The organism is Caulobacter sp. FW305-C-30-S16 (assembly GCF_058783025.1).
The window spans coordinates 1,195,011-1,215,525 of record NZ_JBYSYH010000001.1; the positions used below are offsets into that span (position 1 = coordinate 1,195,011).

The window sequence follows — 20,515 nt, forward strand, 5'->3', positions numbered from 1 at the left end:
AATGAGAGAGACTTGATCGCCCATTCAACTCATGCTTACTTGAGCACTCAATCAAGTGAGCGGCCCCATGGAACCCACCCGCGAGCGCATCCTGTTCGCCGCCCTGAAGCTCTTCTCGGAGAAGGGCTATCTCTCGACCTCGGTGGCGGACATCCTCAAGGAGGCGGGGGCCAATTCGGGCAGCCTGTATCACTTCTTCCCGACCAAGCAGGACGTGCTGCTGGCGGTGCTGGAGATGTACCGGGACGGCATCTACCCGATGCTCCTGGCGCCGGCCTGGGAGGGCGTCGAGGACCCCATCGAGCGGGTCTTCGCCTTGCTGAACGCGTATCGCGGGATGCTGAAGGACACCGCCTGCCTCTACGGCTGCCCGATCGGCTCCATCGCCCTGGAACTGCATGAGCCCGACCCGCCCGTGCGGGAGATGCTGTCGGTCAATTTCGAGGGCTGGGTGCGCCATGTGAAGGGCTGCCTCGACGCGGCGAAGTCGCGCCTGCCCGCCGGGACCGACACCCACGCCCTGGCCACCTTCGTGCTGACCACCATGGAGGGCGGGGTGATGCAGTCGCGCACGCACCGCACCCTGGACGCCTTCGACGCCTCGGTCGCCGGACTGCGAAACTACTTCAACCTGCTTCAATCCGCCGCCGGGGCCGCCGCCGCCGCCGCGCCTGCCGAACGCCAGGAGACCGGAACATGAAACGCCTGCTCGCCGCCGCCGCGGTCTCGATGCTGCTTGTCGCCCAGCCGGCCCGGGCGGCCGACACCTTTCCTGACTGGCGCGCCTTCCGCGATGTCAGCAACAGCTCGTTCGTCGAGCCGGGCGGCGCGCGGGTCCTGCAGCTCAGCATTGTCGTCAACGCACCGCCGAAGGCGGTCTGGGAGGCCTTCACCACCAGCGCGGGCTTCAGCACCTGGGCGGTGCCGGTCGCCTGGGTCGACTTCCGCGTCGGCGGGGTGATGGAGAGCAGCTATCAGCCGACGGCCAGGCCCGGCGACGCCGAGAACATCAAGAACCAGATCGTCAGCTATGTGCCCGGGCGGCTGCTCTCGATCCGCAACATCCAGACCCCTTCAGGCCTGAAGCACCGCGAGCTGTTCGGGCAGGTCGTCCAGACCATCGAGTTCGAGGACTTCGGCGCAGGCCGCACGCGCGTGACCATGACCGGCGTGGGCTGGGGCGCAGGGGAGGGGTTCGACTACCTCTACCGCCACTTCGAATGGGGCAACGCCTATTCGCTGGCCGAACTGAAGAAGCGTTTCGACGTCGGCCCGGTCGACTGGGCGAAGGTGTTCGAACGCCAGAAAGCCGCGGCCGCCTCGGCCGTCGTTCAAGGGGGAAACTGACATGAACCGCAAGGCGCTCATCAACGCGACCGTCGTCGGAACCGGTCTTCAACTGATCATGGTCGGCGTCGGCCATTTCGTGCCGGCCGTGGCCGCCCTGTTCGCGCCGGTCGGCATCCTGATCTCGCTGGTCGCCGGCCTGCTCTATGCCCGCGCCGCGAAGGGAAGCTGGGGTGACAGCACCCTCGGCGGTCTGATCGCCGGCGGCGTCTGCGCCTTCCTCGGGATCGCCGTGTCGTGGCTTCTCGGCGACGTGACGCCGTTCATCCTGTTCGCCGGCACGTTCAGTTCCGCCGTCGGCGGCCTCATCGGCGGGGCGATCGGCAAACTGCTGAAGTGAGAGGCGAGGGGACATGTACCGTCTTCGGTACGCGTCCCCTCTGGCCTCAAGCCTCCGCGAACACCGCCGCGCGCTTCTGCATCGTCGCCATGACGGCTTCGATCTGGTTCGGCGAGCCGATCAGGGCGCCCTGTTCCTTTGACTCGGCCAGCAGCACCGTGTGCTGGTCGGCGCCGGAAGCGGCCAGGTCAATCAGGCGCTTGTCGCCGCGGATGGCGTGCGGGTTCTTGCCGGCGATCTCATGCGCCAAAGCCAGAGCGTCCGCGCGCGGATCGGCGCAGATCCGCGTGGCGAAGCCGTAGCCGACGGCTTCCTCGCCGCTGAACTGGCGGCCGGAATAGGTCAGCTCGCGAATGACGTCGTCGCGGGCCAGGTGACGCATCAGCACAAGCCCGGCCATGTCGGGCACCAGGCCCCACTTGATCTCCATGATCGACATCTTCGCGTCGGCGGTGACGTAACGAATGTCGGCGCCCAGGGCGACCTGGAAGCCGCCGCCGAACGCCACGCCATGGATCGCCGCGATTACAGGGACCGGGATCTCGCGCCAGACCATCGCCGCCTGCTGGGCGCGGTTGGCGCCGCCGGGCGTGCGGTTTGCCGTCACCAGGCCCTCGCCGCCCTTGCGTTCGCCGGACGCCATCTTGCCGAAATTGCCCATGTCGAGCCCGGCGCAGAAGGCGCGGCCTTCGCCCGACAGCACCACCACCCGGACGCCCGCTTCGGTCTTGAGTCGTTCGCCGGTGGAGACCAGCGCGTCGAACATGGCGTCGTCGAGGGCGTTCATCTTGTCGGTGCGGATCAGCCGCACGTCGGCGACGCCGCCTTCGATGGTCACGGAAATCCGGTCCTGCGTGCTCATGGCGCGCGCGCCTCCCTGGCTGTTTGCGACAGGGTATCGGTCCCGCCTCGCCCGCCGCAAGTCGTCACCCAAGGTAAGCCCGGACACTTCGTCGCCATTGCCCCGCGCGCCGTGCGCCGATAGACATGCGGCCGTGAGGGCGGCGACGTGGCCGCCGGGGAAAGTTGCGCATGGCTCCGGCCAGACCGAACAGAAAACAAGGCTCCGGCGGGACCCTCCTGTGGGATTTGCTGACCTTCGACCGCCTGATGACCGGCCCGGTGATCCACCTGATCTACTGGGCGGGTCTGGGCGTGATCGTCATCGGCATCTGCGGCGCCATCGGCGCTGCGGTCGGCGTGGCGTTCCAGGACACCAACATCATCGGCAAGCTGCTGGCCCTGCCGGTGGCCATTGCCGGCGTCCTGGTCGGGCTCGCCCTGACGCTGCTCTGGCGGTCGTTCTGCGAGTTCTATGTGGCGATCTTCCGCATCGCCGATGACCTGCGCGCGCTGCGCCAGGCGAGCGACGCCGATCACATCCTGAAGAAGCCGGTCAACCCGCCCGTCTCTAACGTCTGAGGGCGTTCACGACGGCGCTGAAAGCCGGCTTCGGGCGGCCCTGGTCATCGAACAGCAGCGGCGTGTCCGACGCATTCTCGCGCTTCAGCCAGCTGTCCTTGTCGCGCAGTCCCCAGATGCTGAACGCAAACTGCTGGCGTTCGGGCAGGGCAGCGAAGGCTTCGATCGCCTCGGCATAGAGTCCCGCCTGGCGCCGCTCGGCCTCGCCGCGGTTGGCCAGCATCCCGCCCTGGACCACCGACACGTCCATCTCCGACAGATGGATCGGCAGCCCGAACCCGGCCAGCGTCTTCAGCGCGGCCGTGATGGCGCCCGGCGCCAGTTCCGACCAGCAGTGGGTCTGGCAGCCGATGCCGCCCAGCGGAACGCCTTCGGCCAGCAGTCGCTCGATCAGCTGCACATAGCTGCGCAGCTTCGCCGGGCGGCTCTCGAGGTGGTAGTCGTTGATGAACAGCACGGCGTCCGGGTCGGCCGCCTTCGCCGCCTCGAACGCCACCTTGAAGTGGCCGATCTGGCCCAGCTTGCGGGTCCACAGGCTCTCGCGCCAGCCCTCGCCGTTCTCCATCACCGGCTCGTTGACCACGTCCCAGCCCGCCGCCAGCCCGCGATAGCGGCCGACCATGGCGGTGATGTAGTTGCGCAGCGCGCCCTCGAAGCTCTGGCGGCTCTCGTCGAGTTTGACGAAACCCTCCGGCTCGCTCGCGTACCAGACCAGCGTATGGCCGAAGAGGCGCATCCCGTGCGCCCGGGCGAAGGCGGCGATGGCGTCGGCGCGGTCGAAGCGGAAGCTGCCGTCCGGCTGGACGACGTACTCCATCTTCATCTCCCACTCGGCGGTCAGTTGGGAGAAATGCCGGGACGCGAGATCGCCGTAGGCCGGGTCGCTGAGCTCCGGCGCGCGCACACAGGTTCCGATCGGAAAGGGCGCGAGGGACCTGAGCGGCGGCTCCGGGATCGGCTGGGCGGCCGCCGGTTCGCGGCCACAGGCGGCGAGGGCCAGGCCTGACGCCAGGACTATACGGCGACTGACGTTTCCTTCTCCCCTCGCGGGAGAAGGTGTCGGGCGCGCCTTCACCCTCGTGCCGCCCGGCGGAGCCCCAGTTCGTCGAGGGCGGCGGTTTCGCGGCGGCCGGCTTCCTTGCGGGCGGCCTGTTTCGTCGCTTCGGCGACATGCTCGTATTTCTTCAGCGCCTCGAACGCCTCGGCCAGGGCGTCGCGGGCGCCTTCTTCCTCGAGAATGAGGGTGTCCAGCGTCGACTGGGCGACGGCCTTGCGGGCCTTGAGCCCCTCGCGGAAGCCGGCCATGTACCAGCCGGCCTCGGCGTCGGCGCGGGCGTTCTGCAATTCCGACTCACCCTCGGCCTCGAGGATCGCCAGCTTCAACTCGCCCTCCGTCCGCCGGTCGACAATCTCCGCCAGCCGCTTCTGCAGGGTCTCGACCTCGAAGGTCGAGATGCGGATCAGGGAGCCCATCGCCTTCATCAGGCGCTACCGAGAATCTGGTCCAGCCCGGCGAAGGCGTCGTCGAGACTGGTCACCTCGTCCTTGTCCTGCCCGAGGAAGCGTTCGAGGTCGGGGTTCAGGGCGATGGCGCGGTCGATCTGCGGGTCGGCGCCGGCGCGATAGGCGCCGATGCGGATCAGCTCCTCCATGTTCGCGTAGGCCGCAAGGGTCTGGCGCGCGTTGGAGACGATCTGGCGCTCGTGGGGCAGCTGACAGCCGGGCATGGTCCGACTTATGGACTTGAGGACGTTAATAGCCGGGAAGCGTCCGCGCTCGGCGATCGCCCTTTCCATCACGATGTGGCCATCGAGAATGCCGCGCACGGCGTCGGCGATGGGCTCGTTGTGGTCGTCGCCGTCAACCAGCACGGTGAACAGGCCGGTGATCGGACCCGCTGTTGACCCGTCCGGCCGCACCGGCCCCGGCCCCGCCCGCTCCAGCAGCTTGGGCAGTTCGGTGAAGACGGTGGGGGTATAGCCCTTGGTGGTCGGCGGCTCGCCGGCGGCCAGCCCGATCTCGCGCTGGGCCATGGCGAAGCGGGTCACCGAGTCCATCAGGCAGAGGACTTCCATGTCCTGGTCGCGCATCGCCTCGGCGACGGCCATGGTCATGTAGGCGGCCTGACGGCGCTTGAGCGCGGGCTCGTCGGAGGTGGCCACGACCACGACGGCGCGCTTGAGGCCTTCCTCGCCGAGGGTCTCCTCGATGAACTCGCGCACCTCCCGGCCCCGTTCGCCGATCAGCCCGACCACGACCGCGTCGCAGTCAGCCTGACGCGCCAGCATCGACAGCAGCACCGACTTGCCGACGCCCGAGCCGGCGAAGATGCCGAGGCGTTGACCGCGACAGGTGGTGGTGAAGACGTTCATCGACCGCACGCCGAGGTCCAGTCGCTCGCCGACCCGGCCACGGGCGTGAGCCGGCGGCGGCGGCGCGCGCAGGCTGTAGGGCGACGCGCCCTGCGGCAGCGGACCCTTGCCGTCGATGGGATTGCCGAAGGCGTCGATGATCCGGCCCAGCCACGCCTTGTGCGGCCGCACCATGCCGCCGTCCGGCTGGATACGGATCTCGGCGCCCGGCGCGATGCCCTCGACCGGACCGAACGGCATCAGCAGGGCGCGCGTCTCCCGGAAGCCGACGACTTCGGCGGCCAGCGAGGGCGCGTTGCGGCGCTCGATCTCGGCTCGCGCGCCGACCGCCAGATGGGTCAGTCCGCCCCGCGCCTCGATCAGCAGCCCGTTCACCGCCGCCACGCGACAGGAAATGGACAGCGGCTCGATACGCTCGACGGCGGCGATCAGACTGCGCAACGCGATGGCCCCGGGGTTACCTGGCGGCCATCATGGCAAGGTTGCTTTAACCATAAATGAAAGGGGCGGCGGGGACATGGACCGCAGGTACGTGTCCCCTAATTCTGCGGCTCGATTGGGGGACACGTACCCAAGGGGGTACATGTCCCCTATTTCCAGCGATCGCCCGACGCCGCGACGTAGTGGCTCCACACGTAGCCCCACGGAATGACGATCAGGAAGATCACCCCCATGCCGCAGGCCAGCAGGGTTTCGGACGTTCCGGCGCTCATGCCGCCGGCCTGCCAGGCGGGAATGCCGACCAGCGCCATCCACAGGCCTTTCCAGATCAGCTCGAACATCAGCAGCGGCAACATTTTCAGCGGGTAGCGCAGGCCCAGCAGCGCCAGCAGCGAGACGGCGGCCAGCATGCACTGGACCACCCCGTACATCAGCGGCCAGGGCTTTTCGGGGTGCAGGATGCCCGGCCAGATGGTCAGGCCGAGGCCCACGGACATCAGCAGATAGGCGCCCCTCAGGGCATAGAGGCGCAGCAGCGAGACCTGGGTCATGCCGGGAATTCCTTGCAGGGGTGTTGGTGGGAAGGGACCCGGCGGTCAGCCGACGTCCTTGAGGATCTTTTCGATGGCCGCCAGGCGAGCCTCTATGGCGGCCAGGGCTTCGTCACTGGCGCCGCGGGCCTTCGCCTGCTGGATCTGGGCGAGGTAGCGCATGCCGAAGATCAGCAGGGCCGTCACGAACGGCAACAGGGCGGTGAAGATGTAGATCGGCGTGGACATCGGGGTCCCCCTAGGTCTCGGGTTTGCTGGTCAGGGAGGGCGCCGCGCGGGCGATCGCCTCCGGTGTGAGGTCGATGGCGAACGGGGCGGCCTCGAAATAGTTGAGCGCCTTGCCGTCGGCGGAAAGCTCGAGCTGGCTGACCACCAGCCCGGCCTCTTCAAGCTTCGCCAGATGCAGATGCAGCAGGGGCCGGCTGATGCCGAGCTCGCGGGCAAGCGCGCTGATGTAGTTGCGACCGCCCGTCTGCAACGCCGCGATGATCCGCAGCCTGTGCGGGCTGGCCAGCGCCGCCAGCATGGCCAGCAGCTGATCTCCCGTCGGTGGCGGCATCGCTATCATATGTCAGAAATAACTGACGCATGTCAGGGAGTCAATCGGCGGGGACATGTACCGCAGGTGCGTGTCCCCCAATCGAGCGGCTACGGGATCAGGGGGAGGGATTAGGGGACACGTACCTGCGGTACATGTCCCCACGTCTACCGCGCGTTCTGCGGCAGGCCGTCGGCGATGGCGTAGTAGTCGCCCTTGTCGGCGGTGAAGATGTGCTTGCCCAGTTGCGTCCCGGTCGGCGCGTCGAAGGCGCCCATGGCGATGGCGATCTTGTCGTGGTGGACCGGATCCCATAACAGCTGCGAGCCGCAGGTTCCGCAGAAGCCGCGCCGCACCTTCTCCGACGACTGGAACCAGCGGACATTGTCCTCGCCGTGGATCGTCACGGCGGATTTCGCAACGTCGGTCGAGGCCCAGAAATGCCCTGACGCCCTGCGGCATTGAGTGCAGTGGCAGGCGTCGGGCGCGGGCAGGTCGCCCTCGACCTCGAAACGCACCGCGCCGCAGAGGCAGGATCCCTTGTGCATCAGCATTGCGTCAGGCTCAGCACGTTGCCGTCCGGGTCCTTGAACCAGGCGACCTTCGCCTTGCCATCCGGCGAGGTCCACACACCCAGCGCGTCCTGGCCGTAGCCCTCGTAGATCGTCATGGCCACACCCTTGGCGACCAGGTCGCGGATGGCGCCGGCGATGTCCGGTACTTCCCAGCCGAGCACCGGGTGCGGCGGCGCCTGGTAGCCCTCGATCTGGGTGATCCGCAGGATCACGCCGTTCATGTCCAGAACGGTGGCGAAGCCGTCGTCGCCCGTCAGCGGCAGGCCGAGCACGCCCGTATACCAGGCCCTGGCGGCCTCACGGTCGCGCGTCAGCACGAACGTCACGACCCTGGCCGAAGCGAGACCACCCATCTGATCCTCCCCGATTGCGCAGGCGAGCCTAGCGCGAAGCCGGCTGGACATGAAGGCCGACCGCACGCCCCCGCAGACTCCGAACCGCCGCTTGACCCGGCCCCGGGGGGCGCCCTGAAAAGGGACGCGGTCAGCCATCAGCGAGGTGAGTCGTGCGTGCTTCTCCCCGGTTCTTCAGTCCGTCCGAGGCCGCCGCCCGGCTCGGCGTTTCGGCCAAGGCCCTGCGGCTCTACGAACAGCGCGGACTGGTCGCGCCGGTGCGGACGTCGACGGGCTGGCGGACCTATGGGCCCGAACAGATGAAGCGGGCCGGCGAGATCGTCGCCCTGCGCGCGCTGGGCTTCAGCCTGGCCCAGGTCGCGCGGGTGCTGGGCGGGGACCTGAACGGACTCGAGCCCGCGCTTGCGGCGCATCAGGCCGTCCTCGAGGAGCGGTATCGCGCGCTGGTCGACACCTTGGGACGGGTTCGCGGGGTCCGTGACGACCTGGGGCGGGGCGAGACGCCCGCGCTCGGCGAGCTGACACGGCTTGCAAGGACGGCGGTGGAGCCGATCGTGGCCTTTGATCTGCCCTGGCCCTGGGGCGGAGAGCGGTTCGAACTGTTCGACATTCGGCCGCTGACCTTCATCGTCGGGCCGCTGGGCAGCGGCAAGACCCGGCTGGCCCAGGCGATCGCCGCCGCCTTGCCGCGCGGCGCGTTTGTCGGGCTGGACCGGGCAGGGGAGGGCGCGGGCGTAGCGCCGCCGGGTCGGGTGGACGAAGCCCTCGCCTGGCTGGTCGAGGACGGCGCCGCTGCGTCGCCGGCGCTGGTCGCTCTGCTGGCCCATCTGGAGTCGGACGCCCCGGGCGCCCTGGTCGTCGATCTGGTCGAGCAGGGGCTGGACCAGGCCACGCAGGAGGCGCTGATCGCCCATCTTCGCCGTCGGGGGCCGGGGCGGCCGCCGCTGGTCCTGATGACCCGGTCCTCGTCGATTCTGGATCTGGCGGCGACGACCGCCGACGAGGCGATCCTCTACTGTCCCGCCAATCACAGCCCGCCGATGTGGGTGGGCCGATACCCGGGCGCGCAGGGCTATGAGGCCGTGGCCGGTTGCCTTGGGTCGCCGGAGGTGCGCGCGAGAACAGAAGGCATGATCGCCTGGCGACCGCAGGTCGCCTGAGGCCGCGTCAGCCCTTGTCGGACTGGGCCAGGGCCTCGCCGACGGTGACGGCGTCCTCGTCGATCTGCATCTGGCGCAGGTCGCCCGGGATCAGGCCTTCGCCGCAGTGCTCGCAGACCAGCCTGGGTGTGAAGGCGTGGCCGCAGTGGTCGTGGACGAACTTCACCGGAGCCTTGTCGCCGTAGACGTGGTGATTGCCCCAGTCGGCCATGGTCAACAGCACCGGCCGCAGGGCGTGGCCCTTGGCGGTGAGGATGTACTCCTGGCGGGGCGGGCGCTCGGAGTAGCGGCGCGGTTCCAGCACCCCGTGCGCCACGAGGCTTTTCAGCCGGGCGGCCAGCACGTTGCGCGCGACGCCCAGCCTCTCCTGCCACTGCTCGAACCGGCGAACGCCCCGGAAGGAGTCCCGCAGGATCAGCAGCGTCCAGGGATCGCCGACGACCTCGAGGGTCGCGGCAATGCCGCAGGTCTGATGCGAATAGTCGGCGGTACGGCCCATGGCCCGAGAGTGCGGCTTCCCCATGGGGAACGCAACAGAGTTGTTTTAGTGAACGAACCTGAGCGGTCGTCGCTCCGGGCGCCGCCTGCCCAGGGCCGCCGCAGGCGGAATGGCTTGACGCGTCAAACATTTGTTTCAAACATATGTTTGAAACCGGAGTGAGCCCTATGTCGACGCCTGATGGATTCGAGCCCTTTCTGCGCCCCAGCCCGCTCATCGATCCCTGGCGGCCGCTGTTCATGCGCACGCTGGACGACCGGGTGGTGCTGGGCCTGACCGTGCGCGAGCCCCACACCAACTCGCGGGGGACCGTCCACGGCGGCCTGTTCGCGGCGCTGGCGGACCAGGCGATGGGCATGACCTGCGCCGCCCGCCTGAAGGCGCAGGGCGTCCCGGTCTCGACCCTGTGGACCGCCTCGATGACGGTCGACTACCTCGGCGCGGCGAGCTTCGGACAGTGGCTGGTCTTCGACACCCACTTCTGCCGGCCGGGCAAGACCCTCTGCCACGCCGAGATGGACATCAGCGCGGACGGCGAGACCGTCGCCCGCGCCAGGGCCAGCTTCCGCGTCACCCTGGAGCGGGCGGCTTCAGTCTAGGGCTGCGCCGGCGTGGCGGCGGCGTCAGCGGCGGCCTTTTCCGCAGCGGCTCTTGCGGCGACGGCCTTCGCCGCCGCAGCGTCGGCTCTCGCCTTGGCGCGCCTGGCCTCGACGGCGGCGCGCGCCGCCGTGCGGCGGTCGGCCTGGGCCTTGACCTGCTCTGGCGTCAGAACGCGAGCGACAGGCGCGGCCGGCTTCGCGGCGGGGGTCGCCGGCTGCGGCGGTCGCAGACGCGCCGCGGCGGCTTCACGCCGGGCCTCCATGGCGGCTTCCCGTTTCAGCCGAAGGGCGCGGGCGGCCTCGTCGCGCTGGCGCTGCTCGGTGGCGGCGTCGGGTGCGGTCGGCTTGGCCACGGGCGACTCGGGCGGACGGTCCGGCCGCTGCGGGCGACCGTCTTCCGGACCGTCCCGGTCAGGACGATCCCCGCGATCCGGGCGGTCCGGCCGTCCGGGACGGTCCTCCCTGGGCGGGGGCGCCACAACGACCGGCGGCGGCGGTGTCTGGGCGACCGGCCGGTCGGGCCGTTGCGGCCGGTCGCGGCCACGACGGTCCTGACGAGCCTGCCATTGGCGCCACTGGGCGGCATCGAGTCTGCGACGCTCTTCCTGGTCAGCCTGCAGGGCCGCGCGGCGCAGCGCCTGGGACCGGGCCAGATACCGACCGGCCTCAGCGGCGCGGGCGCGGGTCGCCTCGCGGTCCAGCGCCTCCCGCCGACGGCGGTCGTAAACCGTCACCAGGGCCCCGTCGCTGTAGCCATACCCGTAGTCGGGATCCTGCACGTAGTAGGGCCGGTCCTGGCCGGCGCGGTAGTAGTAGTAGCGCTCGCCGCCGCCGACGAGGCGCTCAACCACCCGGCGGACCATCTCCCCGTCCAGCCACACCGCCGGCGATTCCTCGCCATAGTCATAGGCGTAGGACGGCGGCCGGTCGTCATAGTAGCGGTCGTCCTGTTCGGCTTCGGTCCAGTAGCGCTCCGCCTGGGCCGGCTGCGGGGCGGCGACCGGTGCGGGCGGTGCGGGCGGCAGGGCCTCCGCGGTCGCGGGCGCCAGGCCGATATCCGCCGGCAGAGGCGCTTCGGCGACGGGCGTCGGCGGCGGAGACGGCTTGTCGCAAGCGGCCAGCAGGGCGGTCGCGGCGACGCCGGCGAGCAGGATCTTGTGAGTCATGGGTCGTCCTTCAGGAACCTGCCTTCCGTGGCCGGAAGGCTCCATTCCTGTGCCCAACGCCCAGACAGGCTTGCGGGGTGCGTCGCGAGCGATCACATCAGCGTCGTCCAGCAGATGGAGCCGCTCCCATGTCCGCCGATCCCGTCGTCATCGTCTCGTTCGCCCGCACGCCGATGGGCGGCTTCCAGGGCGCCCTCAGCGGCGTGAAGGCCACCGAGCTCGGCGCGACCGCCGTGCGGGCGGCCGTGGAGCGGGCAGGGGTCGATCCGGCGAAGATCGAGCAGATCATCATGGGCTGCGTGCTGCCCGCGGGCCTGGGTCAGGCGCCGGCCCGCCAGGCGGGCCTGGGCGCCGGTCTTTCGCTCGGCGTCGAGGCGACGACCGTCAACAAGATGTGCGGCAGCGGCATGCAGGCGGCGATCATGGCGCACGACGCCCTGGCGGCCGGATCGGTCGACCTGATCGTCGCCGGCGGCATGGAGAGCATGACCGGCGCGCCCTACCTGATGACCAAGCATCGCGGCGGCGCCCGCATCGGCCACGATGTGATCAGCGACAGCATGTACCTGGACGGCCTGGAGGACGCCTACGAGCCGGGCCGGCTGATGGGGTCCTTCGCCGAGGACAGCGCCCGCACCTACCAGTTCACCCGCGAGGACCAGGACGCCTACGCCATCGAGAGCCTGAGCCGCGCCCGGGCCGCCACCGAGACCGGCGCCTTCGCCGCCGAGATCACTCCGGTGACGGTGAAAACCCGCAAGGGCGAGGAGATCGTCAGCCAGGACGAACAGCCGATGAAGGCTGATCCCTCGAAGATCCCGGGCCTCAAGCCGGCCTTTGCGAAGGACGGGACGATTACCGCCGCCAACGCCAGCTCGATCAGCGACGGCGCCGCGGCCCTGGTGATGACCCGCGAGAGCGTGGCGAAGGCGCTCGGTCTGCCGATCGTCGCGCGCGTCGTCGCCCACGCCGCCCACGCCCATGAGCCCGGGCTGTTCACCACCGCGCCGGTGCCGGCGATGCAGAAGGCGCTGAAGAAGGCCGGCTGGACCGCCGACGACGTTGACCTGTGGGAGGTCAACGAGGCCTTCGCCGTGGTCGCCATGATCGCCATGCGGGAGCTCGGCATCGACCGGGCCAGGCTGAACGTCAACGGCGGCGCGACCGCGCTTGGCCACCCGATCGGCGCGTCCGGCGCGCGCATCCTGACCACGCTGCTGTCGGCGCTTCAGGCGCGCGGCGGAAAGCGCGGCATGGCCAGCCTGTGCATCGGCGGCGGCGAAGCCACGGCCATGGCGGTGGAACTGGTCTGAGCCGGCGTCGGCTGCCCTATCCCAGCGGTCGGCTGGCCGGGACGTCCAGGGTCTGGCCGTTGACCATGACCCGCTTGTCGCCCGGCTTCATGTTCGCCGGGCAGGCTCCGACGTAGCGGGCCGAGATCACCTGTTTCGCGGTCAGTGTTTTTCCGCTGGCCGAGCCGCTGACATCGGCCTCCATGCGATAGGCGCTGTTGAAGTCGCCCGTCACAGTGCCCTTGCTGGTGAAGTGGCGGCCGCCGGTCGTGCAGTCGATCTCGAACGCCATCCCGCCCGGAATGCGATCCCAGTCGCTCTTGGCGCAGTCGCGCCGGTCCAGACTCTGACCCAGCGCCGCGCCGTCGGACTGCGTGGCGTCGTCGATGCAGGACTGCGCCCGCATGGGCGTGCCTTCGACGCTGATTTCCCACAGACCCGCCTTCAGGTGCGGCGCGGCGTCAATTCCCGGCGGCACGGGCGGCTTGCCCGCGACGGCGGGGGCTTCGGCCGTTTCAGCGGGCTTGTTGCAGGCCGCGAGGGCGAGGGCAGCGAGGCAGACGCCGGCGAGGATGCGCATCGGAGGGCTCCCGAATGGTGAAAGATCGACGATATCCGGGATCACAACGCGGCGCGAGACGCTATGATCCGCATCATGGCAGACATCACCGACAATACCGCCGCCGGCCGGTTCGAACTGATCGAACAGGACCTGATCGCCTATGCGGACTACCGCCTCTCGGATGACCGCATGATCATCGACTACGTCTTCTCGCCGCCAGAATTGCGGGGCGCGGGCACGGCGGGCCGACTGATGCAGGGCGTGGCGGACGCGGCCCGCGCCCGCGCGCTGAAGATCACCCCCCTTTGCGGGTATGCAGCAGCCTGGCTGAAAAGGCATCCTGGGACGTCCGATCTGGTAGCCTGACGGCTTTTGACGTCATAAGCTGCCCGCCGGGAGTTCATTCTGGGGGCTGACGTGAAGCTCGGGTCGACCTTGGTGGCGGGCGTTCTGGCGCTTGGCCTCGCCTTCGCGGGACCGGCGAACGCTCAGACCTATCTGGCCGACTGGGGCGTGGCCGACATGCGCGCGGCGCTGACGGCGGTGAACGCCACGGTCACCGGCGACGGCGCCCTGTCCGATGGCAGCCCCTACGTCTCCGCCAAGTCGCCGGGCGGCCTCAAGTTCACCGTCAGCGGGCGGGTCTGCGAAGGCCCGGCCGGCGCCAAACGCTGCAAGGGCGCCCTGCTGGAGACACGGTTCACGCTGGATTCCGACGCCCAGGTCGAGACCCGGCTGAAGCAGTTCGACTTCGCCGCAGTGTCGATCACCAACGGCGGCGAGTCGGACCTGCTGGTTTCACGCTATCTGATCTTCGACCACGGACTTCATCGCGAAAATCTCCAGATCAACATCAGCGTCTTCACCGGGATCGCCGAGGACATCTGGGGTCAACTCTAGTGAACAGGAACAGTAACATGATCAAAACTCTCGCTACCGTGGGCGCCCTGACGCTCGCGCTCGCCATTCCCGCCGGCGCGTCCGCCCAGAGCGGCATCCTGACCGACTGGGGCATGTCGGACATGAAGACGGCGCTGACGGCGGCCGGCGCGACGGTGACCAAGGAAGGCACCCTTGACGGCGGCGCGCCCTATGTTGGCGCGAGCTCGGCCAACGGCATGAAGTTCCTGATCTACGGGACCGTCTGCACCGGCACGCCCGCCCGCTGCAAGGGCGCGAACATGTCGGCGACCTTCACGCTCGACTCCGACGCTGAAGTCGACGCCCGCGAAAAGAAGATCGACCGCTCGGCGGTCGGCGTGCGCAACGCCGGCGACAACGCGCTGGAAGTGTCCCGTTACATGATCTTCGACGAAGGTCTGACCCGCGGCAATCTGCGGACCAACATCGAGGTCTTCATCGAAGTCTCGGAAGACATCTGGAACGGCGGCGGCGAATAGTCTCTCAGCGACTTTCACCCTGCCGCCAGTCGCGGCGGGGTGATCGCGTTCAAATGAGTTGAGGACGTGCTTGCGGCGGATTTCCGCGCAACACCCGGGGAACTGACATGTTGAAAGCCGCACTGGTCGCTGGCAGTTTTGCGCTCGCGTTGCCCACGCCCTCGGCGGCGCAAAGCCTGCTGAGCGATTGGGCGATCGCCGACGTGAGCCAGGCCATCACCGACGCCGGCGCGACGGTGACCGGGTCTGGCACCACCTCCGACGGCGCGCTCTACATCGACGGCAAGACGGCCTCCGGCATGAAGTTCCTAGCCTACGGCACGGTCTGCTCGGGCTCGCCCAAGCGCTGCGGTGGCTTGAACCTCAGCGTCGGTTTCACCCAGCCTAGCGCAGCCGAGGCGACCCGGCGCGCGCTGGAGATCGACCGCATCGCCGTGGGCTCCCGCCACGGTGGCGATGACCGGCTCGATGTGAACCGCTACATCATCTTCGACCACGGCATCACGCGGAAGAACCTGCAAGCGAACATCGAGGTCTTCCTTTTGATCGCGGAAGACATCTGGACGGGCGGCGGCAAGTAGCGGTCACGACCCGTTCGCCAACGATCAGGCCGCGGGGGCGACTCCGCGGCCTTTTCATTGCTAGACTCGCGCCGACATCGAGATCGGGAGGCGAGCGATGACGTCCAGCGGCTCCAACAGCACCGACCGAGACCTGCGCCGCCGGGCCGAGGCGGTGATCCCTGGCGGCATGTACGGCCACCAGGCGGTGGGCCTGCTGCCCGACGACTACCCCCAGTTCTTCCGCAGCGGCGACGGTGCCCACATCACCGACGCCGACGGCCGGCGCTACCTCGACCTTATGTGCGCCTATGGCCCGAACCTGTTCGGATACGCCAACCCGCAGATCGACGCGGCCTATGTGCGGCAACTGGGGCAGGGCGACGCCCTGACCGGCCCGACCGGCCTGATGGTCGAACTGGCCGAGGCCTTCGTCGCCCTGGTCACCCACGCCGACTGGGCGATGTTCTGCAAGAACGGCACGGACGCCACGACCATGGCGATGATGACCGCCCGCCAGCACACCGGCCGCAAGACGCTGGTGCTGGCCCGGGGCGCCTATCACGGGGCCGCGCCCTGGTGCACGCCACGGCCCGCCGGGACCACGGCGGAGGACAAGGCCAACCAGGTCTTCTGCGCCTACAACGACATCGCCAGCCTTGAGGCGGCGGTGGCCAAGGCCGGGGACGACCTGGCCGCGATCTTCGCCGCGCCGTTCCGCCACGACGCCTTCATCGACCAGGCCGCGCCGGACCTCGCCTACGCCCGACGGGCGCGGGAACTGGCCGATCAGCACGGGGCGCTTCTCGTCGTCGACGACGTTCGCGCGGGCCTGCGCATCGCCCGCGACTGCAGCTGGTCGGCGCTCGGCGTCCAGCCGGACCTCTCGACCTGGGGCAAGTGCATCGCCAACGGCCACCCGATCTCGGCCTTGCTGGGCAATGACAAGGCACGCAAGGCGGCGGCCTCGATCTACGTCACCGGCTCCTTCTGGTACGCCGGGGCGGCCATGGCGGCCGGGCTGGAAACGCTGCGGCTGGTGCGCGAGACGGACTATCTGGAGCGGATCACGGCGCTGGGCGAGCGTTTGCGCGCGGGCCTGGCCGAACGCGCCACCGCCGCCGGCTTCGGCTTCCGCCAGACGGGCCCCGGAACCATGCCGCTGTTCCTGTTCGACGACGACCCGGACCTGCGCCGCGGCTTCTGCTGGTCCAGCGCCATGCTGGCCAAGGGCGTCTACGTGCACCCCTGGCACAATATGTTCCTCTGCGCGGCGATGACCGAGGCCGATATCGACTTCGCCCTCGACGCGGCCGAACAAGCGTTTCAAACTCTCAGGACGCAGGCGCACGACCTGCCGCCGGTGGAGAAGCTCGCCTTCCTCGCCGCGCGATAAGACGCACGGGAGATCAGGATGAGCTTCGCCGACTACGCGGACTACGACGGCCTTGGTCTGGCCGCTCTGGTGAACAAGGGCGAGGTCTCGCCGACCGAGCTGGTCGAGGCCGCTATCGAGCGGATCGAGCGGCATAATCCGACGCTCAACGCCGTCGTCCACAAGGCCTACGACGAGGCGCGCAAGGTCGCCGCCGGGCCGCTGCCGGACGGGCCGTTCAAGGGCGTGCCGTTCCTGATCAAGGACCTGGGCGCCAAGGTCCAGGGCTGGCCGCGCAGCTCCGGCTCCAACTACGCCCAGGTCGCCTCTGATGACGCCGACAGCGAGCTGGTGCGCCGTTATCGCGAGAGCGGCGTTGTCCTGCTGGGCAAGACCAACACGCCGGAGTTCGGCATCCCGGGGGTGACCCAGTCCGAGCGGCTGGGCCCCTGCGGCAATCCCTGGAACCCGGAACACATCAGCGGTGGCTCGTCCGGCGGCGCGGCCAGCGCCACGGCGTCCGGCATGGTCCCGATGGCCCACGCCAGCGACGGCCTGGGCTCGATCCGGATTCCAGCGGCCAACTGCGGCCTGGTCGGGATGAAGATCACCCGCGACCGCACGCCGATCTGCGAGGTCACCGACGGCGCAGTCGGGTTCTCGGTCCATCACGTCGTCAGCCGCACCGTGCGCGACAGCGCCGCCATGCTGGACGCCACCGACGGCCCGCAGCCGGGCGATCCCTTCACCCATCCGAAGAAGGAGCGGCCGTTCCTCGAGGAGGTCAGCCGCAGCCCCGGCAAGCTGCGCATCGCCTGGACCAATGAAACCCCCAGTGGCCGGCCGATGGGCGACGAAATGATCGCCGCGACGCAGAAGACCGTGGAGACGCTGAAGGCGCTCGGCCATGACGTCTTCGAGATGGGCCTCGGCATCGACTACCGCCTGCTCTACCGGGCCCAGGGCCTGGTCTCGGCCTCCAACTTCGCCGCCTCGATCCAGCGCTGGGTCGATCAGCTCGGCCGCGAGCCGGAGCCCGGCGAACTGGGCCCCCTGGCCCAGCGCGGCTACGACGGCGGCCGGCGGGTCAGCGGCCAGCAGGCCCTCTGGGGCTGGCAGACCCTGCGGCTGATCAACATCCAGATCCTCGAACGCTTCCAGGCCTTCGACGTCTTCCTGACGCCGACCATGAGCTACCCCTCGCCGCGCATCGACTGGCTCGATCCGCTTGCGGTGGACGTGAAGGAATTCGACAAGCGCCAGGCCGCGACCTACGGCACCACCCCGCCGTTCAACTTCACCGGCCAGCCCAGCCTGTCGCTGCCGCTCTGGGAAAGTGTGGATAAGTTGCCGCTCGGCATGATGTTCACCGGGCAGTTCGGCGACGAGGCGACGCTCTACCGCCTCGCCGGCCAACTGGAGAAGGAAATCCCCTGGATCGGCCGCAAGCCGCCGGTCTGGAACTAGCCGCCCCGGGGAAATGTACCGGAGGTACGTGTCCCCTGATCGAGCCGTCCCTGAATCTGGATTGGGGGACACGTACCTTCGGTACATGTCCCCGGAGGAAACCCCCATGAAAGCCGCCGTCTACTACGAGAACGGTTCCCCCGAGGTCCTGAAATACGAGGACGTCCCCGATCCCGCCTGCCACCCCAAGGGCGTCATCATCCGCGTGCTCGCCGTCTCCATCGAGGGCGGCGACACCCTGAACCGCTGGCGCGGGCCGCTGGTGCGGGTGCCGCACATCGTCGGCTACCAGGCGTCCGGCGAAATCGTCGAGGTCGGCTCCGAGGTCACCCATCTGAAGGTCGGCCAGAAGGTCGCCACCTGCGACGGCTTCGGCAGCCATGCCGAGCTACGCCCGGTCCCGGCGCGCAACTGCTGGCCGATCCCTGACAGCCTCGACCCGCGCCACGCCGCGGTCATTCCGGTGGCCTTCGGAACGGCGCACGACTGCCTGTTCGAGTTCGGCCGCCTCAAGGCCGGCGAGACGGTGCTGGTCCAGGCGGGCGCCTCCGGCGTGGGCCTGGCCGCCATCCAGCTGGCCAAGCGGGCGGGCGCGACGGTGCTGGCCACCGCCTCCAGCGACGCGCGGCTGGAGAAGCTGAAGGCCTACGGCCTCGACCACGGCATCAACTACACCAAGGACTCGGTGCCGGAGTCGGTGATGAAGATCACCGACAAGAAGGGCGTGAACCTCGTCGTCGACAGCGTCGGCGGCCCGACCCTGCAGGGCTCGATCCAGTCGCTCGCCTATCGCGGCCGCGTCTCGATGGTCGGCCAGGCCGGCCGTGAGCCGATGGTCGTCGACGTCGGCAGCCTGATGGGCGGCAACCGCTCCCTCAGCGGCGTCTTCCTCGGCGCCGAGATCATGACCGACCGCGCCCACGACATGATCCAGGGCCTCGTCGAGGACGCGGCGCGGGGTGACATCCAGGTCGTGATCGACCGGGAGTTCCCGCTGTCGGAAGCGGCGGCCGCGCATGCCTACATCGAGAGCCGGCAGGCGGTCGGGCGGGTGCTGCTGATTCCTTAACCCCAACTGTCATCCCGGAAGCCGCATCGCGGCTATCCGGGACCCAGATGGAATCCCACCCGAATCTGGGTCCCGGCTCTCCGCTACGCTTCGGCCGGGATGACAACGTGGGTTGCCCTCCCAATATGCAGCAAATGACCCCACTCTCCGTACTCGACCTCGCCCCCGTCGTTCAGGGCTCGACCGTCCAGCAGGCGCTGCACAACAGCCGGGATCTGGCGCAGCACGCCGAGCGGTGGGGCTACAACCGGTTCTGGCTGGCCGAGCACCACAACATGCGCGGCATCGCCAGCGCGGCGACCAGCGTGCTGATCAGCCATGTGGCGGAGGGCACCTCGACGATCCGCGTCGGCTCGGGCGGGATCATGCTGCCCAACCATGCGCCGCTGCAGATCGCCGAGCAGTTCGGCACGCTGGCGGCCCTCTACGGTCCGCGCATCGACCTGGGCCTCGGCCGCGCGCCGGGCACCGACCAGCTGACCGCCCGCGCCCTGCGACGGACCATGGTCGGGGACGTCGACCGCTTCCCGCAGGATGTCGTCGAACTGATGCGCTACTTCCAGCCGGCCCAGCCCGGCCAGGCGGTAGTGGCGACGCCTGGCGAGGGGCTCGACGTCCCGGTCTGGATCCTCGGCTCCAGCCAGTTCGGCGCGCACCTCGCCGCGGCGCTCGGTCTGCCCTACGCCTTCGCCAGCCACTTCGCGCCGCAGGAGATGGAGGCCGCCGTCGCCGCCTACCGCGCGCGGTTCGAGCCATCCGAACAGCTCGACAAGCCCTATGTGATGCTGGCGCTGAACGTCTTCGCCGCCGACACGGACGACGAGGCGAAGCTGCTGTTCACGTCGCTGCAGCAGGCGTTCGTCAACCTGGCGACCGGCATGCCCGGCCGCCTGCCGCCGCCGATGGAAGGCTATGAGGAGCGGCTCGACGCGATGGCGAAGGCGCGGCTGGCCTCGGCCCTGCGCTGTTCGGTGGTCGGGTCCCGCGAGACGGTCCGCAAGGGCCTGGCCGAGTTTATCGACCTCACCGGCGCGGACGAGCTGATCATCACCGGCCAAATCCACGACCACGCCGCCCGCCTGCGCAGCTTCGAGATCACCGCGGAAGCGAACCGGGCGTTGGCGACGGCGGCCTAAATCCTCCCCATCGGGGAGGTGGCCCGAAGGGCCGGAGGGGGTCACCCCCGATCTGAGTGGACCCCCTCAGTCAGGCCTGCGGCCTGACAGCTCCCCCGATGGGGAGCATCTTGTCTGTCGAGTCATCCTGCCCTACACGCCGGCCCATGATCCTCGCCCGCACCACCACCGCGCAGCAACAACGTCGGACTCTTCCGGCGGCGTTTGCGCGTGCGGTGAGGTGATCGAGTCCGATCCATCTCCACCCATCGACCAACAGAACCCGCCGGCGACCCCGGCGGGTTTGTCGTA

27 protein-coding genes are annotated in these 20,515 nt (G+C 69.2%); 15 read left to right on the forward strand and 12 right to left on the reverse strand.

The features are described from left to right. Positions 1-67: 67 nt before the first annotated feature. From AC3WJT_RS05905 to AC3WJT_RS05915, 3 genes are read left to right on the forward strand one after another with little or no spacing between them, the layout of a single operon-like run. Positions 68-700, forward strand: coding sequence for a TetR/AcrR family transcriptional regulator (locus tag AC3WJT_RS05905; protein ID WP_492342140.1), 633 nt, complete (start codon positions 68-70; stop codon positions 698-700). Further along, complete coding sequence (locus AC3WJT_RS05910; RefSeq protein ID WP_492342141.1) at positions 697-1,347, forward strand: SRPBCC family protein; 651 nt, start codon at positions 697-699, stop codon at positions 1,345-1,347. Before AC3WJT_RS05905 ends, AC3WJT_RS05910 begins: the two co-directional genes overlap by 4 nt. A 1-nt stretch (position 1,348) precedes the next feature. Beyond that, the gene (locus tag AC3WJT_RS05915) at positions 1,349-1,687 is read left to right on the forward strand and encodes a hypothetical protein (RefSeq protein ID WP_492342142.1); all 339 of its coding nucleotides are present in this window, start codon (positions 1,349-1,351) and stop codon (positions 1,685-1,687) included. Between the two features lie 46 nt (positions 1,688-1,733). Here the strand turns inward: AC3WJT_RS05915 and AC3WJT_RS05920 are convergent, their stop codons facing one another. Continuing rightward, positions 1,734-2,549 carry a crotonase/enoyl-CoA hydratase family protein gene (locus tag AC3WJT_RS05920; protein ID WP_492342143.1) on the reverse strand — a complete coding sequence of 272 codons (816 nt, stop codon included), beginning with the start codon at positions 2,547-2,549 and terminating at the stop codon, positions 1,734-1,736. Between the two features lie 170 nt (positions 2,550-2,719). On the opposite strand from AC3WJT_RS05920, the gene AC3WJT_RS05925 reads away from it, so the two are divergent. Then, positions 2,720-3,109 (forward strand): DUF4282 domain-containing protein, encoded by a 390-nt coding sequence (locus AC3WJT_RS05925; RefSeq protein WP_492342144.1) that lies wholly within the window; start codon positions 2,720-2,722, stop codon positions 3,107-3,109. On the opposite strand, the gene AC3WJT_RS05930 is transcribed toward AC3WJT_RS05925, so the two are convergent. From AC3WJT_RS05930 to AC3WJT_RS05965, 8 genes are all read right to left on the reverse strand, one after another. Next, complete coding sequence (locus AC3WJT_RS05930) at positions 3,099-4,184, reverse strand: endo-1,4-beta-xylanase (protein WP_492342145.1); 1,086 nt, start codon at positions 4,182-4,184, stop codon at positions 3,099-3,101. The genes AC3WJT_RS05925 and AC3WJT_RS05930 overlap by 11 nt on opposite strands. After that, positions 4,181-4,591 (reverse strand): flagellar FliJ family protein, encoded by a 411-nt coding sequence (locus AC3WJT_RS05935; protein WP_492342146.1) that lies wholly within the window; start codon positions 4,589-4,591, stop codon positions 4,181-4,183. Before AC3WJT_RS05935 ends, AC3WJT_RS05930 begins: the two co-directional genes overlap by 4 nt. After that, positions 4,591-5,922: a flagellar protein export ATPase FliI gene (gene fliI / locus AC3WJT_RS05940; protein WP_492342147.1), complete on the reverse strand. Its 1,332-nt coding sequence runs from the start codon at positions 5,920-5,922 to the stop codon at positions 4,591-4,593. Before fliI ends, AC3WJT_RS05935 begins: the two co-directional genes overlap by 1 nt. Before the next feature lie 149 nt (positions 5,923-6,071). Then, on the reverse strand, positions 6,072-6,473 hold the full coding sequence (locus AC3WJT_RS05945; RefSeq protein WP_492342148.1) for a hypothetical protein: 402 nt from the start codon (positions 6,471-6,473) through the stop codon (positions 6,072-6,074). Between the two features lie 45 nt (positions 6,474-6,518). After that, positions 6,519-6,701 carry a hypothetical protein gene (locus AC3WJT_RS05950; protein WP_492342149.1) on the reverse strand — a complete coding sequence of 61 codons (183 nt, stop codon included), beginning with the start codon at positions 6,699-6,701 and terminating at the stop codon, positions 6,519-6,521. 10 nt (positions 6,702-6,711) lie between these two features. After that, complete coding sequence (locus tag AC3WJT_RS05955; RefSeq protein ID WP_492342150.1) at positions 6,712-7,032, reverse strand: ArsR/SmtB family transcription factor; 321 nt, start codon at positions 7,030-7,032, stop codon at positions 6,712-6,714. A gap of 146 nt (positions 7,033-7,178) precedes the next feature. Next, positions 7,179-7,559, reverse strand: coding sequence for a GFA family protein (locus tag AC3WJT_RS05960; protein ID WP_492342151.1), 381 nt, complete (start codon positions 7,557-7,559; stop codon positions 7,179-7,181). Continuing rightward, positions 7,559-7,939 (reverse strand): VOC family protein, encoded by a 381-nt coding sequence (locus tag AC3WJT_RS05965; protein WP_492342152.1) that lies wholly within the window; start codon positions 7,937-7,939, stop codon positions 7,559-7,561. The genes AC3WJT_RS05960 and AC3WJT_RS05965 overlap by 1 nt, the downstream gene beginning before the upstream one ends. 152 nt (positions 7,940-8,091) lie before the next feature. Between AC3WJT_RS05965 and AC3WJT_RS05970 the strand changes: the two genes are divergently transcribed. Beyond that, positions 8,092-9,099: a MerR family transcriptional regulator gene (locus AC3WJT_RS05970; RefSeq protein ID WP_492342153.1), complete on the forward strand. Its 1,008-nt coding sequence runs from the start codon at positions 8,092-8,094 to the stop codon at positions 9,097-9,099. A 7-nt stretch (positions 9,100-9,106) separates the two neighbouring features. Here the strand turns inward: AC3WJT_RS05970 and AC3WJT_RS05975 are convergent, their stop codons facing one another. After that, a complete protein-coding gene (locus tag AC3WJT_RS05975; protein WP_492342154.1) occupies positions 9,107-9,598 on the reverse strand; it encodes a winged helix-turn-helix transcriptional regulator in 492 nt (163 codons plus the stop codon). 167 nt (positions 9,599-9,765) lie between these two features. Between AC3WJT_RS05975 and AC3WJT_RS05980 the strand changes: the two genes are divergently transcribed. Beyond that, positions 9,766-10,197: a PaaI family thioesterase gene (locus AC3WJT_RS05980; protein ID WP_492342155.1), complete on the forward strand. Its 432-nt coding sequence runs from the start codon at positions 9,766-9,768 to the stop codon at positions 10,195-10,197. Here AC3WJT_RS05980 and AC3WJT_RS05985 read toward each other — a convergent pair. Further along, a complete protein-coding gene (locus tag AC3WJT_RS05985; RefSeq protein WP_492342156.1) occupies positions 10,194-11,363 on the reverse strand; it encodes a hypothetical protein in 1,170 nt (389 codons plus the stop codon). The genes AC3WJT_RS05980 and AC3WJT_RS05985 overlap by 4 nt on opposite strands. Before the next feature lie 128 nt (positions 11,364-11,491). Here AC3WJT_RS05985 and AC3WJT_RS05990 point away from each other — a divergent pair, with 128 nt between their 5' ends. Then, positions 11,492-12,676 carry an acetyl-CoA C-acyltransferase gene (locus AC3WJT_RS05990; protein ID WP_492342157.1) on the forward strand — a complete coding sequence of 395 codons (1,185 nt, stop codon included), beginning with the start codon at positions 11,492-11,494 and terminating at the stop codon, positions 12,674-12,676. A 16-nt stretch (positions 12,677-12,692) separates the two neighbouring features. On the opposite strand, the gene AC3WJT_RS05995 is transcribed toward AC3WJT_RS05990, so the two are convergent. Then, complete coding sequence (locus tag AC3WJT_RS05995; RefSeq protein ID WP_492342158.1) at positions 12,693-13,235, reverse strand: DUF3617 domain-containing protein; 543 nt, start codon at positions 13,233-13,235, stop codon at positions 12,693-12,695. 63 nt (positions 13,236-13,298) lie between these two features. Here AC3WJT_RS05995 and AC3WJT_RS06000 point away from each other — a divergent pair, with 63 nt between their 5' ends. The 8 genes from AC3WJT_RS06000 (at position 13,299) to AC3WJT_RS06035 (ending at position 20,224) form a co-directional block, all read left to right on the forward strand. Further along, on the forward strand, positions 13,299-13,583 hold the full coding sequence (locus AC3WJT_RS06000) for a GNAT family N-acetyltransferase (protein ID WP_492342159.1): 285 nt from the start codon (positions 13,299-13,301) through the stop codon (positions 13,581-13,583). 51 nt (positions 13,584-13,634) lie between these two features. Further along, the gene (locus AC3WJT_RS06005) at positions 13,635-14,117 is read left to right on the forward strand and encodes a hypothetical protein (protein ID WP_492342160.1); all 483 of its coding nucleotides are present in this window, start codon (positions 13,635-13,637) and stop codon (positions 14,115-14,117) included. 17 nt (positions 14,118-14,134) lie between these two features. Next, complete coding sequence (locus AC3WJT_RS06010; protein ID WP_492342161.1) at positions 14,135-14,617, forward strand: type III secretion system chaperone family protein; 483 nt, start codon at positions 14,135-14,137, stop codon at positions 14,615-14,617. A gap of 107 nt (positions 14,618-14,724) precedes the next feature. Further along, positions 14,725-15,198 carry a type III secretion system chaperone family protein gene (locus AC3WJT_RS06015; protein WP_492342162.1) on the forward strand — a complete coding sequence of 158 codons (474 nt, stop codon included), beginning with the start codon at positions 14,725-14,727 and terminating at the stop codon, positions 15,196-15,198. A gap of 97 nt (positions 15,199-15,295) precedes the next feature. Further along, positions 15,296-16,573 carry an aminotransferase class III-fold pyridoxal phosphate-dependent enzyme gene (locus tag AC3WJT_RS06020; protein ID WP_492342163.1) on the forward strand — a complete coding sequence of 426 codons (1,278 nt, stop codon included), beginning with the start codon at positions 15,296-15,298 and terminating at the stop codon, positions 16,571-16,573. Between the two features lie 18 nt (positions 16,574-16,591). Next, positions 16,592-18,019 (forward strand): amidase, encoded by a 1,428-nt coding sequence (locus AC3WJT_RS06025; RefSeq protein ID WP_492342164.1) that lies wholly within the window; start codon positions 16,592-16,594, stop codon positions 18,017-18,019. 106 nt (positions 18,020-18,125) lie between these two features. Further along, entirely contained in the window at positions 18,126-19,088 is a 963-nt protein-coding gene (locus tag AC3WJT_RS06030) for a quinone oxidoreductase family protein (RefSeq protein ID WP_492342165.1), read from the forward strand. A 134-nt stretch (positions 19,089-19,222) separates the two neighbouring features. Continuing rightward, entirely contained in the window at positions 19,223-20,224 is a 1,002-nt protein-coding gene (locus AC3WJT_RS06035; RefSeq protein ID WP_492342166.1) for an LLM class flavin-dependent oxidoreductase, read from the forward strand. Positions 20,225-20,515: the final 291 nt, after the last annotated feature.

Coding starts and splice junctions, on each gene's coding strand:
- AC3WJT_RS05905 (WP_492342140.1), top strand. CDS start 68: ATGGAACCCACCCGCGAGCGCATCCTGTTCGCCGCCCTGAAGCTCTTC.
- AC3WJT_RS05910 (WP_492342141.1), top strand. CDS start 697: ATGAAACGCCTGCTCGCCGCCGCCGCGGTCTCGATGCTGCTTGTCGCC.
- AC3WJT_RS05915 (WP_492342142.1), top strand. CDS start 1,349: ATGAACCGCAAGGCGCTCATCAACGCGACCGTCGTCGGAACCGGTCTT.
- AC3WJT_RS05920 (WP_492342143.1), bottom strand. CDS start 2,549: ATGAGCACGCAGGACCGGATTTCCGTGACCATCGAAGGCGGCGTCGCC.
- AC3WJT_RS05925 (WP_492342144.1), top strand. CDS start 2,720: ATGGCTCCGGCCAGACCGAACAGAAAACAAGGCTCCGGCGGGACCCTC.
- AC3WJT_RS05935 (WP_492342146.1), bottom strand. CDS start 4,591: ATGAAGGCGATGGGCTCCCTGATCCGCATCTCGACCTTCGAGGTCGAG.
- AC3WJT_RS05945 (WP_492342148.1), bottom strand. CDS start 6,473: ATGACCCAGGTCTCGCTGCTGCGCCTCTATGCCCTGAGGGGCGCCTAT.
- AC3WJT_RS05950 (WP_492342149.1), bottom strand. CDS start 6,701: ATGTCCACGCCGATCTACATCTTCACCGCCCTGTTGCCGTTCGTGACG.
- AC3WJT_RS05955 (WP_492342150.1), bottom strand. CDS start 7,032: ATGCCGCCACCGACGGGAGATCAGCTGCTGGCCATGCTGGCGGCGCTG.
- AC3WJT_RS05960 (WP_492342151.1), bottom strand. CDS start 7,559: ATGCACAAGGGATCCTGCCTCTGCGGCGCGGTGCGTTTCGAGGTCGAG.
- AC3WJT_RS05965 (WP_492342152.1), bottom strand. CDS start 7,939: ATGGGTGGTCTCGCTTCGGCCAGGGTCGTGACGTTCGTGCTGACGCGC.
- AC3WJT_RS05975 (WP_492342154.1), bottom strand. CDS start 9,598: ATGGGCCGTACCGCCGACTATTCGCATCAGACCTGCGGCATTGCCGCG.
- AC3WJT_RS05980 (WP_492342155.1), top strand. CDS start 9,766: ATGTCGACGCCTGATGGATTCGAGCCCTTTCTGCGCCCCAGCCCGCTC.
- AC3WJT_RS05985 (WP_492342156.1), bottom strand. CDS start 11,363: ATGACTCACAAGATCCTGCTCGCCGGCGTCGCCGCGACCGCCCTGCTG.
- AC3WJT_RS05990 (WP_492342157.1), top strand. CDS start 11,492: ATGTCCGCCGATCCCGTCGTCATCGTCTCGTTCGCCCGCACGCCGATG.
- AC3WJT_RS05995 (WP_492342158.1), bottom strand. CDS start 13,235: ATGCGCATCCTCGCCGGCGTCTGCCTCGCTGCCCTCGCCCTCGCGGCC.
- AC3WJT_RS06000 (WP_492342159.1), top strand. CDS start 13,299: ATGATCCGCATCATGGCAGACATCACCGACAATACCGCCGCCGGCCGG.
- AC3WJT_RS06010 (WP_492342161.1), top strand. CDS start 14,135: ATGATCAAAACTCTCGCTACCGTGGGCGCCCTGACGCTCGCGCTCGCC.
- AC3WJT_RS06015 (WP_492342162.1), top strand. CDS start 14,725: ATGTTGAAAGCCGCACTGGTCGCTGGCAGTTTTGCGCTCGCGTTGCCC.
- AC3WJT_RS06020 (WP_492342163.1), top strand. CDS start 15,296: ATGACGTCCAGCGGCTCCAACAGCACCGACCGAGACCTGCGCCGCCGG.
- AC3WJT_RS06025 (WP_492342164.1), top strand. CDS start 16,592: ATGAGCTTCGCCGACTACGCGGACTACGACGGCCTTGGTCTGGCCGCT.
- AC3WJT_RS06030 (WP_492342165.1), top strand. CDS start 18,126: ATGAAAGCCGCCGTCTACTACGAGAACGGTTCCCCCGAGGTCCTGAAA.
- AC3WJT_RS06035 (WP_492342166.1), top strand. CDS start 19,223: ATGACCCCACTCTCCGTACTCGACCTCGCCCCCGTCGTTCAGGGCTCG.